This window comes from Acidicapsa borealis (assembly GCF_059115245.1).
Genome location: NZ_JCACNY010000001.1, coordinates 815,473 through 833,408, shown reverse-complemented (window position 1 = coordinate 833,408; position 17,936 = coordinate 815,473). Strand labels below are relative to the sequence as shown.

8 protein-coding genes are annotated in these 17,936 nt (G+C 57.7%); 1 reads left to right on the top strand and 7 read right to left on the bottom strand.

Annotated elements, in window-relative coordinates:
- Positions 1-8: 8 nt before the first annotated feature.
- The 7 genes from AC5S27_RS03460 to AC5S27_RS03430 form a co-directional block, all read right to left on the bottom strand.
- On the bottom strand, positions 9-3,347 hold the full coding sequence (locus tag AC5S27_RS03460; protein ID WP_493933180.1) for an alpha-mannosidase: 3,339 nt from the start codon (positions 3,345-3,347) through the stop codon (positions 9-11).
- 177 nt (positions 3,348-3,524) lie between these two features.
- Entirely contained in the window at positions 3,525-4,475 is a 951-nt protein-coding gene (locus AC5S27_RS03455; RefSeq protein WP_493933179.1) for a tetratricopeptide repeat protein, read from the bottom strand.
- Between the two features lie 16 nt (positions 4,476-4,491).
- Entirely contained in the window at positions 4,492-5,976 is a 1,485-nt protein-coding gene (locus AC5S27_RS03450) for a tetratricopeptide repeat protein (protein WP_493933178.1), read from the bottom strand.
- 166 nt (positions 5,977-6,142) lie between these two features.
- Complete coding sequence (locus AC5S27_RS03445) at positions 6,143-7,270, bottom strand: tetratricopeptide repeat protein (protein ID WP_493933177.1); 1,128 nt, start codon at positions 7,268-7,270, stop codon at positions 6,143-6,145.
- 668 nt (positions 7,271-7,938) lie between these two features.
- Entirely contained in the window at positions 7,939-11,538 is a 3,600-nt protein-coding gene (locus AC5S27_RS03440) for a carboxypeptidase-like regulatory domain-containing protein (protein WP_493933176.1), read from the bottom strand.
- A 522-nt stretch (positions 11,539-12,060) separates the two neighbouring features.
- The gene (locus tag AC5S27_RS03435; protein WP_493933175.1) at positions 12,061-13,722 is read right to left on the bottom strand and encodes a CRTAC1 family protein; all 1,662 of its coding nucleotides are present in this window, start codon (positions 13,720-13,722) and stop codon (positions 12,061-12,063) included.
- Positions 13,723-13,790: 68 nt separating this feature from the next.
- Complete coding sequence (locus AC5S27_RS03430; protein ID WP_493937265.1) at positions 13,791-15,563, bottom strand: CRTAC1 family protein; 1,773 nt, start codon at positions 15,561-15,563, stop codon at positions 13,791-13,793.
- Between the two features lie 260 nt (positions 15,564-15,823).
- Here AC5S27_RS03430 and AC5S27_RS03425 point away from each other — a divergent pair, with 260 nt between their 5' ends.
- Positions 15,824-17,857, top strand: a complete 2,034-nt coding sequence (locus tag AC5S27_RS03425) for a beta-L-arabinofuranosidase domain-containing protein (RefSeq protein ID WP_493933174.1) — start codon at positions 15,824-15,826, stop codon at positions 17,855-17,857.
- Positions 17,858-17,936: the final 79 nt, after the last annotated feature.

Sequence of the window (17,936 nt, the reverse complement as noted above, 5' to 3'; positions counted from 1 at the left end):
CTAGAAACTTACTTAGCCGGGTAATTCACCTGGACAGTAAGGATCTCCCATGGGTGGATCGGCACGGTGACGGTATCACCGCTAACAGTCAACGCTGAACCTTCCGACTTCTCCAACAGGTTGGTGACAGTTGCTCCGGTTGCGCCCTTAGGAAGATGAATGGCTACGTCGGACGTCTTACCCGCTGACTCGTATACGCGGAAGATGAGACCATTCGTATCTTCTGCCTTCTTCAGCGCGGTCAGCACTACGTTTTCCGGCTTCACGCTTACATAGGAATACTTCGCAGGCAAGCTGCCGGTGTGAGACTCCACCTGCATCGCTGCCAGCTTGTAGTTATACTCATAACCGTGACGCACGGTGAGCGCCTGCTTCCAGTCTCCGCCGTGAGGATACACTGCGTAGCTGAAGTGATGATGACCGATATCGGCTACTTCGTCCGGCCACGTAGGCGAGCGGAGCAGCGAGATACGAAGCACATTGCCTTCGTCGTCATAACCATACTTCGATTCGTTCAACAGACTGAATCCATGCTGTCCATCGCCAAGATCAGCCCAACGAAGTGCCGGCACTTCGAACTGCGCCTTCTCCCAGCTATTGTTGCGGGTTGTCGCGCGTTCGATGCTGCCGTAGGGAACTTCATAGGTTGCCTTGCTGCTCGTCGCTGCAAGCGGGAAGGCAGCCTTCAGCATGATGTGCTTCTCATGCCAATCGATGTCGTTGACGATATCGACCTGATCTGAGCCAGCGGCGAGCGTGATTTCCTGCACAAACTTAGAGCTCTGCCAGGTGTGCGTTACGCGAATGACAGCGTGCAGCGGTCCCTTCTCGACCAGCTCGACCGAGTCTGCCTTGTCGATCGATGTGAAGTGATCGAATGTACCGGGATCGATGTTCCACGCGTCGTAGTCCTTCGGCAGATCTTTAAAGGTCTGCAGCTGGTTACCGCACGCGCCGGATGCAAGCGATTCGAATTTCGTTTTCTTATCGAAGATGCTGGTGATGCAGCCCGTCTGCTTATCGACAACAACCTTGAGCAACGCGTTCTCGATCGTCAGACCGTCTGCCTTCAGATCGCTCGGGAAAGTCTTTGTGCCGGGCACAACATGCAACAGCTCATAGCCCAGGGAAGGAACTTCCTTCGCATGGATCAGCAGCTTGTAGCTGTTAGTCTTCGCATCCTGCTTGATAACCTGCGAAGGGGCAACATGCCCGGCAGCGTCGACAACGGACACGCCACTGGCTGAAGCAGCAGGCAATTGAACGTCAACCGTCACATCACCCGAACGCTCCCAGGCGAGCGAGTTATATACGATCACCGGAACGCCTGCGCCCTTAGTGTCCACATCCGCAGTGAGCGTGTGCAGAGCGCCATGTGAGATTTCATTCGTCGCCCAGCGCACATCGTCGTAGTCCTTCTGCGCGTCCTTGTAGATGATGCCGATGCCCGAACCGGCCGCAAGATCATGGAAGTCGTTGAACGTGACTTTCTTCCACGCTTCCGTGAACTGGTCCCCCGGATATGCCTTGCCCTGTAGCCACGCCAGGGATGCATACTTCTCTGCATCCAAGACCTGGATCTCGCTATCACGCATGTTGCGCTTGTGATTGGCCTGCGTGGTCATTACGCCGCGGTGGTACTCGAAGTACATTTCGCTGTTCCACGTCGGAATCGAAATCTTCCCATCCGCAGGAGTCGGCGGCGCCGTGTATCCCTTTGCGATCGACTCGTAGTTCCAGACCGGCGAGTTAGGCTCGATCTTCCCTTCTACATCGGTGAAGAAGCTTTGCGCTGTGCCCATCTTCATCTTGGGCATGACCTTGTCCGGCTGCGCCCAGTGCGCACCCTCGTCCAGTACAGCACGAGTCGGTCCGCCACCGTGATCACCCACTCCGTAGAGGTCCATCATCTCCTCCAGCCCAGGAGCCTGCTTGCGCGCCGTGGCCAGATCGTAGGTCAGACGAACAGGATTCAGATTGCCATTCGCGTAATCATGCGGGAAGTAAGCAAGCACCTTGCTGCCATCCGGAGACTGCCACCAGAAAAGCTTGAAGGGCAATTGATTCGTATCGTTCCAGGCCATCTTCTGCGTGACAAAATAATCGATGCCGGAACGCTTATAGATCTGCGGTAGCTGCCACATATAGCCAAAGGAATCCGGATTCCAGCCAATGCGCACGTCAACGCCATATTCCTTCTGGAAGAAGCGCTTGCCCACCAGGATGGACCGGACCTGCGCTTCGCCATCGGGCATGTTCAGGTCCGGTTCGACCCACATGCCGCCCACGATCTCCCAGCGCCCTTCCTTGATGCGCTGCTTGATCTGCTCGTTCATCGCCGGGTACTTCTGCGCGATCCATTCGTTATATTGCGCAGCCGACTGCGTGTACGTGTAGTCGGGATACTCATTCATCAACTGCAGAGCTGTGCCAAACGTGCGCTTGACTGCATCGACTGTTTCGGTCCATGGCCAGAGCCATGCCGCATCGATATGAGAGTTGCCCGTGAGATGCAGCGTAGCCGTTTGCAGCATGGGGCGCAGAGCGCTCAAGGTGGTCTGCGCCTGCTTCAGCGAAGCATCGAATTTCGCCGCATCATTGCCATCAAGCGCCTTCAGGTCTATCGCACCCACAGCCTTTTCGAGCGTTGCCGTATCGCCCGCCACATTCTTCGAGAGGCTTGGAATCAGCAAGGTCGAAGAAAGAATTTCGAGACGCAGGTCTTCGGGGTTTGGTCGATCTTCTGCAAAGTCAATCTTGAGATTCGTTCCGTAGAAAGTCTTCGTATCGACGGTATTCAACAGCTTTACGGCAACCAACACCTTCTCGCCCGGCTTGACCTTATCGAAGAGCACGATGGGCTCAAGATCATCGCCGAGAGCCACGCGGCGGCCGTTGAAGTAAATGATCTCCGGTATCGGTCCGTTTGCTCCAGCCTCGAAGCGGAACCAGATGCGAGCGCCCGTCAGGTCGTAGCCGTGAAAACTCTTTGGCACTTCGATCGTGCGACGGAACCAGACTGCATCTTTACCCGCCTCGGTGCGCGGCTTTACTTCCTTCCATGAGGAGTCATCTAGATCCGGGCTCTCGCCGTGCGCCAGGTCACCGGCGTGAAAGCGCCACTCTTCCGCAGGCAGGCTGTCCAGTTGCGACAGGCGTTGCACCACACTTTGCGCATTCGCCGAAAGAGACTTCGTGATTTCCCCCGCCTGCTGGGCAGACTGCGCATCGGCATGCGTCAGTCCAAAGAAAGCCATCGCAGAGGCGCACAGGCCAACGGCAACGGTGCGATAGATCGTGTGAGTCAGCGCGTGCTTTGAAATCGCGCTCCGTATCAAAACTTTCATTGGAAGTTCTCCTGGTTCGCTTCGCATGGAGGTGGCACTGCACTCAGCCTGCCGCCGATTTTGAAAATTTGGCTGCTGCTTGTACACTCCCGGATGCTCAGTTGGAAACGATACCATTCCAGGGTCCATGCCAGCAAAGCAATTGCAACTTCATCGCGAGAATTCACGGAAAGCACGTTATTGCGGCTTGTCCGGCACCGGCTGGAATGGGTTGGGAGTTGTGCGGGAAGAATGCGTACTGTTGAGTTTGGCGCAGATCGCGAACTCCTGCTGGGCCTGCTCGTGCATCTTCTGCTTCCGGTAAATTTCCCCCAGCTTGAAGTGCAGCGCGGATGTATCCGGCGCCAGCTTCACCGCAGCCTGCAGCTCACTCTGAGCCTTGGGCAGATCGTTCTGCGCGGCATAGGCCGCACCGAGCTGTTCATGAATCGTCGGGTTCTCGGGAGCCAGTGAAGCGGCCTTCTCAAGCAATGGCAAAGCCTTCTCCGGCTGTTGCTGCTCGATGAGGAGCGTACCCAGATTCAAAAGTGGCTGCGGATTCACAAGTGTTTCGCCCTGCCAGGCAATGGCTTGTTCGAAGGCCTCTCTGGCCTGATCCTGCTTGTTCAATTCGCGCAACGCCAGGCCAAGATTATCCTCAGCTTCCACGTATTTTGGATGCAGCGCAAGAGCATGTTCGAAGCTGGCGACCGCCTCTTCATGGCGGCCTTCCTTGTACTTCGTCCTGCCCAGAAGATACCAGGCATGATCATCCTTAGGGCGCTCAGTGACGACCTCCGTGAACCACTTATCGGCATCGGAAAAATCCTCGAGCTGAACATAGTCAGAGGCGATGATTTCGAACTCTGGAGCGGCCGGCCGCCTAAACTTTGCACCGGCCGTAAACTCGGCGAGAGACTCCGTCGGCTTCTGCCTACGGAATAGGACATAGCCCAGCAGAAAGTGAGCATCGGCGGAGTCAGCATGGACCGCTAAATAGCTTCGCAAGGTCGCTTCGGATTTCCCAAGCCTACCTGAAGCTAGATACTCGCGCGCATCGGACAGCGGACTTGAGGCAGCCTGTCCGAAGGACAGCAGCGCACTCGAAGAAACAAAAGCCAATGCAGCAAACTGAAGCCTGAGCGCCATTTTCGCCATGCGATCCTTACCTGTTCGCGGCCTTGCCGCAGTCACCGAGTCCCTGCATCAATCGTCGCACACTCTCAAGATCCGGATTGAAGGTGAGGGTGGATTCGAGCGTCGCACGTGCGGCCTTCGCGTCCCCTGCTGCACACTCCACACGGGCCAGATTCATCGCTAACCCGGAGACATTGGCATTGCGATCGAAGGCCGTCTGTAAGAGCTTGGTTGCTTCTGGAAGGTTCCCATGCCTCGCCACCAGGATGCCAAGGTTGGAGAGTGCAGTAAGGTCAAGCGGACTTAGCTCCAGGACATGCCGGAAGATCAACTCCGCATCCCTGCTGTCACCACTCTCAGCCATCATCACACCCAATGCGTCCAGCGCCGGAGCATCCCCGTTGATCTGATCCTTTTGCTTACTCAGGAGTGACCACGCCTTAGGCGCCGCGGCGCGATTCCCCTCCAGCAGCTGTGTGTAGTACGCCATTGCAAGGTCCCGCTTATTCGCAGTAGGAGAAAAGACCGGTGCCAGCTCTTCTTTCCCATCTGTTTGAATCTCCTGCGTTGCATTCGCAGGCTCTCTGAGAATGCGGTGATCGGTCCACGCCACGTGTGGAATGTTCTGTGCGCCGGTGCGTACCATATGGCAGCTAGTGCAATCCTGATTTTCGGGATGATGCTTCACGGCGAACTGCGGCTCACTATGACATGCAAGGCACTTGGCACGGAAAAATGAAGCGCGTTGCTGAGCGCTCGGAGTGTAGTGCGGGTCGTGGCAACTGGTGCAGGACATTGCATCGCCGCTCATGCGCTTGCAGGTGCTCTTCGCGAACTGCTCCACTTCGCTCACCCCGCGCGAAGTGGGGTTCTCCCCACCATAGACGAAGAATGCCAGATACTTCGAGATCGGCTCTCCGGGTTGATACTCCAGTGGCGAATGACCCGCGCGCTCAACAGTCACGTCGCCCTCAAGGTGGCAGTTGATACAGACGGAATCGCGTTGATCTGCGCTGAGTTTCGCCGGATTCACGACCATCGCTTTACCGCGTGTCGCGGCATGGTTCTGCGCGTCTCCATGGCATGCTTCGCAGGTGATGCCGGTATGAAGAAACGGCTCACCACGGTAGAGGTTGAGTGTCCCTGCTTCACTGGGCTGCACGGCGCTCATGTGACATCGCAGGCAACTGCTCTGCATCGGCAGAGCCGGCGGAATGTCTTTCATCTCGGCGAGACCAGGTTTCATGTCATAGGCTTTGAGATCCGAATACCACGCTACCGGGGACTCGAAGAGATGATCGTCGACTGAGTAAAGATACGTAGTGCCGAGATGACCCGATCCTAGAAAATAACTCAGAGGCAGCGAGCCCTTCGCGGAGCCAGGGCGCAGACTCTGATAGCTGAGCGTCGCTGTACTTCCTGCAATCGCGAGATCGTATTCGATGCCAGCTTGCTTCTGGACGTAGGTGCCGGGAAGAAGTTTTTCTGCGGCAACTCCACTTGCGTTGGCCATCGGAGTGGCGAGATACCGTTTATATATTTCCAGGTGGCATTTCGCGCATTCCGCGTCAGCCACTCTAACGGGTGTCACTTGCGATTTCAGATCGAGCGGGGTTAGCAGGACAACGAACGCCGATAAAAGAGCCAAAAGGTGAATCCGCGGACCTGCCGCGGTGGGGCTAGTTTGCATCCTTCTTGATGGCGTTGGCTCCACTTGCATGTCCAGCGACAGCCTCACTGGCCTCTCGTTGTAAGCGGCCGTAAGTTTGCATCTCTTGCTGTGCGTCTGCGGTCTTGCCTTGCGCTCTGTAAACCGATGCGAGAAGGAAGTGGATCGTAGGTTCCCTGGGACTATCCGCAACGGCCAACTCTAAGTCCGGTAGTGCCTCGGCATGCTTGCCGAGGCGAATCAGTGCGCGGGCGCGGTCTACGCGCGCCTGCATCAATGTCGGGCAGCGATCGATGGCCTGATTCGCTTCCGCGAGGGCATCGTCGTTGGAGTCATTTGCCTCCAGCATGGCATTGGCCATCTTCCAATGCGCGGCGCAGTTATTGGGGTCGATGGCGAGCTCCGCCTTGAACTCCGTCTGCGCCGAGGCCCACTTGCCGATCAGCCAGTAGGCATTGCCCATGTGCATGTGCGTGCCGGCCTTTTGCGGAGCGAGTTCAATGGCCTTCTTGTATTCGACGAGCGCGCTGTCGTAGTTATGCATGCTCTCGTCGATTTCACCCGTGATCTCATGTGCCACCACGGAGTTCGGATCGATCTCATTGATCTTCGCCAGTGCATCTTCCGACAACTGAATGTAGGTTTTCCCCAGCAGATACCAGGCGTCCTGGTCCTTCGGGTTGCGGCTCAGATAGTGATTCAACATCTGCGTCGCATCCTCGAATTTCCGCTGCCGGACCAGCACCTGAACCAGCGTCATTTCGGCCTGGTCGTCTTTGGGATTGGCCGTCAGCACCGCCCGGATCAGCGGTTCAGCCTTGTCGTTTTCGCCAAGCTGGTAATAACTCATACCCAGCATCGCAGAGGCTGTGGGCATCTTCTGATGCAGCTTGAGTCCACGCTCGAGGATCTCAGCCGCATGCGCATAGTCCCTGTCGTTGTAATAGAGCATGCCGAGATTGTTATAAGCCGCCGCCAGATGCGGGGCCAGCTTGATCATGGCTCGATATTTTTCGATCGCCGTGGGTAGGTCGTTGCGTTGCTGGGCGGCCTTTGCCTGGGCGTATAGCTGCTGTACCTGCGGAGTTACTTCGTCGTCAGCCGATTGCGCTTGCCCCCGCAAACACGGAACAAACACGAGCCCTGCGACGAGCAGCAGGCGGAACGACAAGCGCAGACAGTTTGTAGCAACGGCTCTCATTCAATGGCAATTATAGAAGATCAAGAGGTTGCCCGCGCCTGATTGGATCGCTCTTCCCCAAGCGGAATGATTCTCATCCAATCCTACCGATGACTACGGAAAGACTATCGTGGAGACTGGCTTCGCCAACTCCTCAATTCGGCTGCTCGTTGTGAAGCGCCTCTCTTGCGAACTCTGTTTCGGGTGATATATATGCGTTTTTTATGGAAGGGGGGGGGCTGTGCCATTTTGCCGGTAAGCTTTTCATTTGAAACGACTTACACAGCTTATATGTGCACGTTTGTAACGCTTTTGTGCCGCTATGCTGCGATGACTTGCTGATTTATCTCTTGCATCTTCGATTCGACTGCCGGGTGATCTGATGGGTTCGTCCTATTATGCGCTATTTGATGATAATTCAACGCAATTCAGGTGAAAGAAATTTTGGCTCCAGCTTTGAGGAGACCTTCTCTTTACGAAAGAGCTCAAGTGTTTAAGGAAACATTCGCTTCGAGCGGTATTTCGGAGTGTCTTGCGCTCATGAAAAACCGGGCTACTCGTGAGAGCAGCCCGGTGGAAGTAAGCACATTCATGAGACTTCAGGTACGCGAATGTTCTCGCGTTGTTTAGAAGGTGACCTCGAGTTTGGCCTGTCCCTGACGGTTGTTATAGCCCGAGCCGGTCGACGTGTCTTGCGAGAAAGTTCCGTCGTTTGCGTTGGTATCCGGGCCGCCGAACTTCGTGCGGTTGAATGCGTTGAAGTAATCTACCTGGAAAACTGCCTCAAACCTGTCTCCAATGTAGAAGTGCTTTCGGGCATTCAGGCTTTCCTGAGCGGTGCCAGAGCTCCGGAGCGCACCGTAGTTCCTGAGTGCGTTGCCGATGACATACTGGGTAGGTGTTGGGGTGAAAGCCGCCGGGTTGAACAACGAGGGTCCGGGGCCTGTGCCTCCCTGCTTGGTGAAGTAGTCACGAACGCGCTTGTAAGAACCAGTCTTCAGGCTGACAGACGAGTTGCGATCAGGACGGTTGAAGCCGTTCGGGAAGGGCGAACCATTCTCGCCGACACCGAAGGGCGTGCCGGACTCGTAGTCGAGGATCCAGCCAACCTGCCAGCCACCGAAAACCTGACCGGTAATTCTGTGATTGTTGAAGAACTTCTTCTTGGGTCCGATGGGCAGTTCGTACGTTCCGCTGATCTTGAGGGTCTGCGGCTCATCCGCGTTCGAAACCACGTATTCCGGCTTCTGGTTGTACTTGTTGATGCCGCCGTTGGAGAAGCTGGAGAAACCGCTATCCGCGTTGGAGAGCAGGTGCGAGAGGGTGTAGCCAGCGAGGAAGGCAAGGCCGTTGGAGAAGCGCTTGTCCACTTCGATCTGGAGACCCTGGTAGTAGTCAGTACCCTTGGCTTCAAAGTTATTGAAGATTTTGTTGTACTGCGGATAGGGCGTTAGCGATTGCGCGACCGAGGAAGAATTGCCGAAGTCACCCGCAAAGCTAGTGGGGCTGCCGGCTCCGCCGTACGGTTGCGTGAAGCCGTCTGCAGCAGCGCAGCCGCTCGGGTTAAGGAATGCATCGTATGGTCCGAAGTTGTCGGCCAGGACCGACGTGCCTGGGTTGCAGCTGCTCATGACGTTCCCGTAGAGAGCATCGTACTTCGGGTCCATCTGGTTGATTTCGTTGTTCTGGCTGGGCAGGTGGATGACACGGTTGCCTACGATTGCAGCCGTGAGCAACATGTTATACGGAAGCTCGCGCTGGAGGTTGAGATTCCACTGCTGGCTGTAGGGGGCGTAACCAAAATTCTTGCCCAGAACATTGATCTGGTTGCCGCCGCCGAGGCCGGGTGAGAAAGGGGTCGGGTTGGCAGCCGGGATTTGGTTATTGGGGTTATCCCACTCTCCAACTGCTGAAGTATTGAGGCTGGTGCTGGCGCGGTTGAATTGACCATTCAGCAGGTTCGCGTAGTTGACGGCGACCTTGCTGGTGCCATACTCGTAGGCGCCGCCGTTGAGAACGGCAACTGCAAAGCCGCCCTGGACAACGGTCTTGTTATTGATTTTGTAGGCAAACCCGACACGGGGTCCGAGATGCTTCCAGCTCATGTCAGCACGGTTCCAACCAACATGGCCGGAGCCGGTTCCAAGCAGATTTGCCTGACCAGGGATGGGACCGTTAGGGCCGATCGCGGAAGGATCCGATCCCGGATGATTCGGGTCGAAGAAGACAATGCGGTTGTTAACTTCGGTGAAAGGCTGTTCCAGATCCCAGCGCAGGCCGACATTGAGGGTGAGTTTGGGCGACAGCTTGATGTCGTCCTGAACGTAAGGGGCGACGAGCAGGTTGCGCAGTCTCTTTTCCTCAGAACCCGAACGATTGGCCGAATCCGGAAGTCCCAGCAGGAAGCTGGCAAACGAGCTGCCGTAGTTGCCAAAGTTTTGATCACTGGGGCTGCTGAGCGAGGTCTGCTTCTGGCTGAAAGCGTAGTGCCCACCCTCGGTCTGCTCTTCATTGTCGTCCTGGTAGGAACGGCGAATTTCGTAGCCGATGTTGAAGGTGTTGCGGCCCTTATTCCAGAGGAAGTTGTTGACGAATGCGATACCCAACTTACGGTTGACAGAGCTAGCATTCGAGCCGCCCGTACCGAAAGCGGTGGTCGCATGCTGTCCGTCAAAAGTGATGCTCGGCATGATGTCTTCCTGCTGCACACCGAAGAAGAAGGGTTTCGGAGCAAACTTGTTGATGTTGAACTGGTTGTTGATTTCACCAATCCAGCCCAGTCCGGCTGTCATGACAAGTTTCGGCGTAAAGCTGTTGGAGTAATTCAACAGGAATACGGTGCCTACGTTTGGGTAGTACCGGACGCTTTGCAGCGGGTTGGGCAGGAGCACGATGGGCGCATTATCCGGACCTTCGCTGCTTTGGGTGTTGCGCCACATGGCAAAGTGTATGCTCTGGGTCTGCGTGAGGGTCTGGTCGACGGTAAAGCCCCACACATGGTTGATGGTCGGCGTGATAAAACGCTCAGGGTTCTTATTGTTGCTCTGGTTGCCAACACCGTTGCCGGGAGCGTCCGGATCAGGAATGTACTGAAGGAAGGTCGTGGAAAGGGCGCTAATACGGTCCTGTGGGATGATGTTACCCGGGAAGGGCTTACCAGTCGTAGGATCGTAGATGGGAACCACACCCGTCACATCGTTCCCATTAACGTCCTTAAAGGTTCCCAAGTAATTGGAGAAGTCGCCGGTCTTTTCAGCCGCCGTGGGCACTGTGCCCTGAGAGAGGTTGGCGCTGTTCTGCTTGTACCACTCCTGGCTGTAGTGACCGAAGGTCTTGTCGCGACCATCATAGAGATGCGGGATGCGGATGGGGCCCTGAACCGAGAAACCGTAGTTGTTTTCGTGATCTACGGGAGGAGCGTCTTTGGTGTTGGACGAGTTAAAGTTGGGGCCGTTGAAGAAGCCGACCGAGTCAAAGAAGCTGTTACGGTTGATGTAAAACAAGTTGCCGTGGTACCGGTTGGTACCCGATTTGGTCTGGTAGGTCAGCGCGCCCTGACCAAGGCCGTACTGCGCGGAGAACGTGGTGCGCTGGACTTTGAACTCTTCCACCATGTCGAAGGGCGGGTTGTAGTTCGAGGTGTAACCTTCCGTTTCCGACTGCGGAACAGGGATACCGTTATAGACAATTTCTTCTTCGAAATCGACGCCGCCGCTAACGCGGTGGGAGAAGGTGCTACCGGTCGTGCCGGGAGCCAGGAACTGCAACTGGTCGATTTGACGCCCGCGACCGCCTGCGACCTCGGTGGGGAGCGCCGCAACGACTTCCGGTTCGATCGTGCTGCCCAGTTCCGGCTGCGTTGTGTTCAGTGCGATCTGGTCGGAACTGACTTCCACGGTCTCTGTGCTTTTGCCGAGAGTCAAGCCGAAGTCGACCGTGGCAACAGTACTGACTTCGATGGTCTGCTCCTGGACTGCCTTCTTGAAGCCAGTGGCCTCAATGGCGATCGAGTACCGGCCGGGATTGAGTCCCCTGAAAGTGTAGGTGCCCGAACTGGTGGTGGTTGTGTTCAAAGCGACCGTGGTACCGACATTGGTGATCGTCACCTTTGCCCCTGCGACGACGGCACCGCTGCTATCGGTGACCGTACCGGTGATACCTGCGCTGGCCTGAGACTGAGCGGTTTTTGGCGCAAACAAGACCACGCAGGCTAAGGCTAAGATCACTTGAAATAGTTGTATCGACTGGCGAAGTCGATGGCGCTCCTGAAGTCTCGGCTTTGCTATCACTGGATGTCCCTCAATTCTTTCTGTCTCTTAAAACGGGTCGAACTTTCGGACATGGCTGCGAGTCAGAAGCCTGTCCGAGGTGTTTTTCCATGGGTGTGGAATAAATTCCAACCAATGGTTGATGGTATCGTTTCCATCGACGGCGACTATAAGTTCGCGACAACAGCACTGTCAAGGTTTTTTTTGATTGAATGCATCGTGTGTGGAAACCCACGGTGAGCATTTAGACATCAAACGAAAAGGTTTTTCCGGCTGTAAACGGTTACCACGCCTCCGGGGCTACTGAAGAGGTGCCTGTAGCGTCCACTTAAACGATTAAGCGCTTCCGGATCGGCTCGATGCGGCTTCTCCTGTCCCTGTGGAAATCCTCGCGAAAGTGGCTTCGGGATGGCTGCTGTGACGCCGGTTCAGACGTTGTCGCGCGCATGTTTTCATGGAGCCGGGACGGACGGACGGCCGTCAGGGAACCACCGGTTCGTCGATTTGCATCTGCCGGTCACCCGGCACAGCTTTCAGCGTCTGGACGATCCCGCTCGGCCACTTGATCTCAATCGTGTCCGCTACCGCGCTATCTCCCAGACCAAAATGCACCCTGGGGTCGCTCGCCGAGAGGTAGCCGCTCGACGTGGTCACCGTCGCCCATTGCGACCCGTCCGCAGTCGTCAGCTTGACCACAGCACCGATGCCGTCGCGGTTGCTCTTGTGCCCGGTCAGGCGGAGCGTCAGCCAGTGATTGGCGGTTGCCGTTTCGTTATGGAGGACATAGGCCTGCCCGCCGTTGGTGCTGACAACGGCATCGATCCGCCCATCGTTGTCGATGTCCCCGATGGCCATCCCACGCCCGACCCACGCCTGCTTGAAGACGTCCCCCGACACCGCCGAGACGTCTGCGAACTTCTTTCCGAGGTTCCGCGCCAGCAGCATTGGCTCCTTGTACCGGAGATTCGGCGACTGCTTCTCGATGGTGTCGAGGTCGTGCCCCTGGGCGATCAGGATGTCCTTCAGGCCATCATTGTCGTAGTCCAGGAAGCGCATGCTCCAGCCGGAGTGCAGCAGTGTCATGGCGCCGACGCCGTTGGCGTTCGAAGCGTAGTCGAATGTGCCGTCCTGATTGTTGCGGTAGACCGCATAACGCTGATTGGCGAGGTTGGTGACGGCAAGGTCTGGCCAGCCGTCATTGTCGTAGTCGGCGAAGTCCACGCCCATGCCGGCGTAGGTCTGGCCCTCAGCGTTCACTGCCACTTCCGACTCGAGGCCAACCTCCTCGAATGTTCCGTCCTTTTTCTGGTGGAAGAGAAACTCGGGCATCGAGTCGTTGGCGATATAGAGGTCGATGCGCCCGTCACGGTCGTAATCGGCGATGGCGATCCCCAGCGCCTTGGCCGGCTTGTCCAGACCGAGTTTGTGCGAAACCTCGGTGAAGTGCCCGTTGCCGTCATTGTGATAGACCAGCATGGGAATCGCTTCGAAGACGTCCGGGTGGCAGTAGCCGCGAAATCCCTCTTTGTGTTCGCCGCAATAGACGTCGTCCCAATCCCACTTCACGTAGCGCTCGACCACGAGATCCAGCAAGCCGTCGTTATCGAGATCTACCCACGCTGCCGAGCTTGACCACCCGCCTCCCGCAACGGCGGCCTTGTCCGTCACATCGGTGAAGTTGCAGTGGCCGTCATTGTGGTACAGCCGGTTGCCGCCGTATGCGGTTACAAACACATCCTCGTTGCCGTCGTTGTCATAGTCGGCCACGGCCACGCCCATCCCGTAGCCGACGCCCTTCAGGCCGGACTTTTCGGTGATGTCCTCGAATGTGCCGTCGGGCTTCTGGTGATACATGCGGTTCCAGAACTCAGGCCCGGTCTTTTGCGGGATTGATCCTTTCGGCTCCGGGTCGGAATAGGGCGCGCCGTTGATGAGGTAGAGATCGAGCTTGCCATCGTTGTCGCAATCGAACAGCGCCACGCCGGAGCCCATGGTCTCCAGCAGATATTTTCGCGAGGTATGGGGCGCCTGGTGCTGGAAATGCACCCCGGCCCGTTCTGTGATGTCTACGAACTTCCCGGGAACCAATACGGACGCGGGAACGTCGGCCTTTGGCGTCTGCGCCATTGCAGCAACGCTCAAGGCAGTCCCCAATACCGCTGCCATGACCGCAGCTAACCCCATTCTTATCCGACTCAAACCATGCCTCATCATTTTCCGGCCGGCTCCTTGGCTGTGTCCGGCTTCGAGTCCGAGCATGGCAACCCGGCGCACATCGCTACGGTAAGCCCCTTGCCCTCTGTAATGTAGTAGATCCTGTCGACCGCGGGCAGTTTAATGGTCTCCTTCGCGCCGGATGGCCAGTGAATCTCCGCCGTACCGGCGTCCGTCGCGTCGCCCAGGCCGAAGTGTACCCGCTGATCATTCGAGGATACATAGCTGCCGGTACTCATTACGTCCTCGCGATGGCGCATGCCATTCGCTGTCAGATACACAGATGCCCCGATTGCGTCCCGTGGGCCTTTCGCGCCGCCTACGAGCTTCAGCTCCACCCAGTGGTGATGGTCCGGGTCGACGTTTCGCAGGAGCGTCGGCGGCCCGTCCTCAGGATTGATGATCACGTCCACCTTGCCGTCATTGAATAGATCTCCAAATGCTGCGCCGCGTCCGGGAATCACCACCGCCAACCCGCTTCCCTTCACCGGCAGCACCTCTTCGAACTTGCCATCGCGGGTATTGCGAAAAAGCTGCGGCCGCTGCTTGTAAGACGTACCCCAGTCCTCTTTGTCCGCCACCGGGTAGATGTGGCCGTTGATCATCATCAGGTCGAGCCAGCCATCGTTGTCGTAATCCAGAAACCCCGTGCCCCAGCCGAGAAACGGGATCGATTTCCGCCCCACGCCAGCGCGCACAGCCAGTTCGGTAAAGCTGCCGCCACCATCGTTGTGGTAGAGCAGCTTAGCCTCGTCGGAGAAGTCGGTGATGGCAACATCGAGCGATCCATTGTTGAGATAGTCGCCAACGGCCACGCCCATCGCCGCCACTTCACGCCCATCCTCGTTCAGCGCAAAGCCCGAGGTGTAGCTCGCATCTTCAAAGGTGCCGTCGCCCTTATTAATGTAGAGGTAGCTGAGCGTCGAGTCATCGGCGACCAGCAGATCCACCTTGCCGTCGCCATTCACGTCGGCAAAGACCGGCGTGAGCCCGTAGTATTTGTTCGTCGCGTCGGCCACGCCAGCCTTCACGCTCACATCGGTAAAGGTGCCATCGCCATTGTTGTGAAAGAGATGGTCCGGCTCGCCCTCGATATTCTTCGGCCCACACATCACCGAGACTCCGCGAAACTCGCAATACGCAAAGCCGACGGCCTTCGTCTTTTCGTACGGCAGATTGTCGCGGTCGAAGTGAACGTATCCGGCGACAAACAAGTCGAGGCGGCCGTCCCCGTCGTAGTCGCCCCAGGTCGCTCCAGCGGACCAGTTGCCCAGCGTCACGCCGGCCTTCTCCGCCATATCGGTAAAGGTCCCGTCGTGATTATTGTGGTACAGCCGGTTCTTTCCCCAATTCGACACAAACAAATCCGGCCAGCCATCGTTGTCATAATCGCCAACAGTCACTCCAAATCCCCAGCGGTCGTTGGTGACCCCGGCCTTGGCAGCAACGTCGGTAAACGTGCCATCGTGATTGTTATGAAAAAGCGCCGCGTGGGGCATGGTTTCCTTACCGTCGAGCGCATCGAAGGTCGAGCCGTTGACCATATAAATGTCCAGCCAGCCATCGTTGTCGTAGTCGATCAGCCCGACGCCCGACCCGTTGGTTTCGAGGATCAGCCGCTTCTCAGCCGTACCCATGACGTGGTTCCAGCCGGTCAATCCCGCAGCCTTGCTCACGTCCTCAAAGATCACAGGCCCGGAATCGACCATTCCGCCAGCCGTGATCGGCACCTTCGACCCTGCGGCGGCGACGGTCCCGCCCCCGCCCATGCCGGATTGCGGCTGGGCCGATTGCGTTTCTACAGATTGCCCTTCAGCCGGTATGCACAACAGACTGAGCAAGAGAAACCCGACGCTGACGAACAAGCGACGAAACAGCGGCACCCGCGACCCTCCAACAGCCGAAGTGTATCCAGTCCACGACTCGATTGGCTACTCGAATCTCCGGCGGTGTTGTTTATTTTGGGCAATGGGCACGATACCATCGCGTCATCTACTATGCTTGCAGTGCAGTTCCGAGGAGTTTCTGTTTGCCCTCAAATCCCTTCGATGAACCGAACCGCCGGCGATTCCTCAAGCTGATCAGCTCCCTCTCGCTTGCGTCCGCGCTTCCCGCGATGGGGCTTCGAGCTGACTCGATCCACACAAAATCGCCCGCCGGAACGTCATCCCCAGCAATCAAAAACAGACTTCCGCTCGCCCCGAACGCCTACAGCCTGCTGCCCCTTGGCTCGGTGAAGCCCACCGGCTGGCTCCGCACCCAGCTCGAAATCCAGGCCAACGGCCTGAGCGGCCATCTCGACGAAACCTGGCCGGACGTCGGCCCTGACAGCGGCTGGCTTGGCGGCAAAGGCGAGTCCTGGGAGCGCGGCCCCTACTACCTTGACGGACTGATTCCGCTCGCCTGGCTGCTCGACGACGCCCGCCTCAAGGCCAAGGCGCAGAAATACATCGACTGGACACTGAACTCCTCGCAGCCCAGCGGCATGTTCGGCCCGGCGTCAAACAACGACTGGTGGCCGCGCATGGTCATGCTCAAGGCCCTCGCCCAGTACCACGAAGCCACCGGCGACGAGCGCGTTCTGACCCTGATGTCCCGCTACTTCGACCATCAGCTCGCCGAGCTCCCCAGACGCCCGCTGCGCGACTGGGGCAAATTCCGCTGGCAGGACAATGCACTCACCGTCTTTTGGCTCTACAACCGCACTGGCAATCCGAAGCTGCTCGACCTCGCCGAGATTCTCCACAAGCAGGGCTACGACTGGGTCGGCGAGTTCAGCGATTTTCCTTACAAGAAGCGGATTACCGCCGAGTTCATCAAGCTCAACGAAGACAAGGGCCTCGAAGACCTCGCCTTAGCCACCCACGGCGTGAATAACGGCCAGGCCGTCAAGACCGGCGCCATCTGGTCGCAACTCTCGAAGTCTCCTGCCGACAGGACGGGCGTACAGAAGATGATCGCCGAGCTGGACCAATATCATGGGCTACCCAACGGCATGTTCTCCTGCGACGAGCACCTGGCCGGCCTCAACCCGTCGCAGGGGTCGGAACTCTGCACCGTCGTCGAGTACATGTATTCGCTCGAAAATGCGATCGCCATCACCGGCGACCCGGCCCTCGCCGACCGGCTCGAACGGCTCGCCTATAACGCCCTGCCCGGCACCCTCTCCGACGATATGTGGACCCACCAGTACAACCAGGAGCCCAACCAGGTCGAATGCAGCCTGCACCACAAGCCCTGGACGACCGACGGCCCGGAGTCCAACCTTTTCGGGCTTGAACCCAACTTCGGCTGCTGCACCGCGAACTTCCACCAGGGCTGGCCAAAATTCGCTGCCAGCCTTTACATGGCGTCCGCCGATGACGGCCTTGCCGCAGTTGTCTATGCTCCCGGCGACGTCCACACCATCGTCCGGAATACGCCCGTTCACGTTGCGCAGGAGACGAGCTACCCTTTCCGTGGCTCCATCCAGATCACCGTAAACCCGGCCGCGCCGCTGGCTTTTCCGCTCTCACTGCGCATTCCCGCCTGGGCTGCCGGAGCGACCGTCAAAATCAACGGCCAGCCGCAGCCATTACCCGCTGCCGGATCGTTCGCCAAACTCGACCGCACCTGGAAATCCGGCGACCGCGTCGAGCTGGAACTCCCCATGCAGCCCCGCATCGAACCCGGCTACAACGGCTCGGTCTCCGTCCACCGCGGTCCATTGGTCTTCTCTCTCGGCATCGGCCAGGACTGGCTCAAGATGCGCGACCGGGGCATGACCGCAGACTGGCAGATCTATCCCACCACCCCATGGAACTACGCCCTCGAATCGCCCGAAAACATCGCGGCATCCGAATCGGAGATCGGCAGGATCCCCTTCGCCGCTGAGTCCGCCCCGGTCAAGCTGCACCTGAAAGCCCGCAAACTCCCCGAATGGCTCGCAGAAGACGGCGTCGCCAACGAACCGCCCAAGAGTCCCGTCCAGAGTAAGGAGCCGGTCGAGGAGATTACTCTCATTCCCTACGCAGCCGCCAAGCTGCGCATCACGTCCTTCCCGACCCTGGGAAAAACCACATGAGCCGCCCTGACCGTCGACGAGAAACAACCACGAGCGGCCCCAATTCCCGTGTCGAAAGCTGCACTCACCCCGGCGTATA

Excerpts from the sequence above, each read along its gene's own strand:
- AC5S27_RS03430 (WP_493937265.1), bottom strand. The coding sequence starts at position 15,563 with ATGGGCGGGGGCGGGACCGTCGCCGCCGCAGGGTCGAAGGTGCCGATC.
- AC5S27_RS03455 (WP_493933179.1), bottom strand. The coding sequence starts at position 4,475 with ATGGCGCTCAGGCTTCAGTTTGCTGCATTGGCTTTTGTTTCTTCGAGT.
- AC5S27_RS03450 (WP_493933178.1), bottom strand. The coding sequence starts at position 5,976 with ATGGCCAACGCAAGTGGAGTTGCCGCAGAAAAACTTCTTCCCGGCACC.
- AC5S27_RS03460 (WP_493933180.1), bottom strand. The coding sequence starts at position 3,347 with ATGAAAGTTTTGATACGGAGCGCGATTTCAAAGCACGCGCTGACTCAC.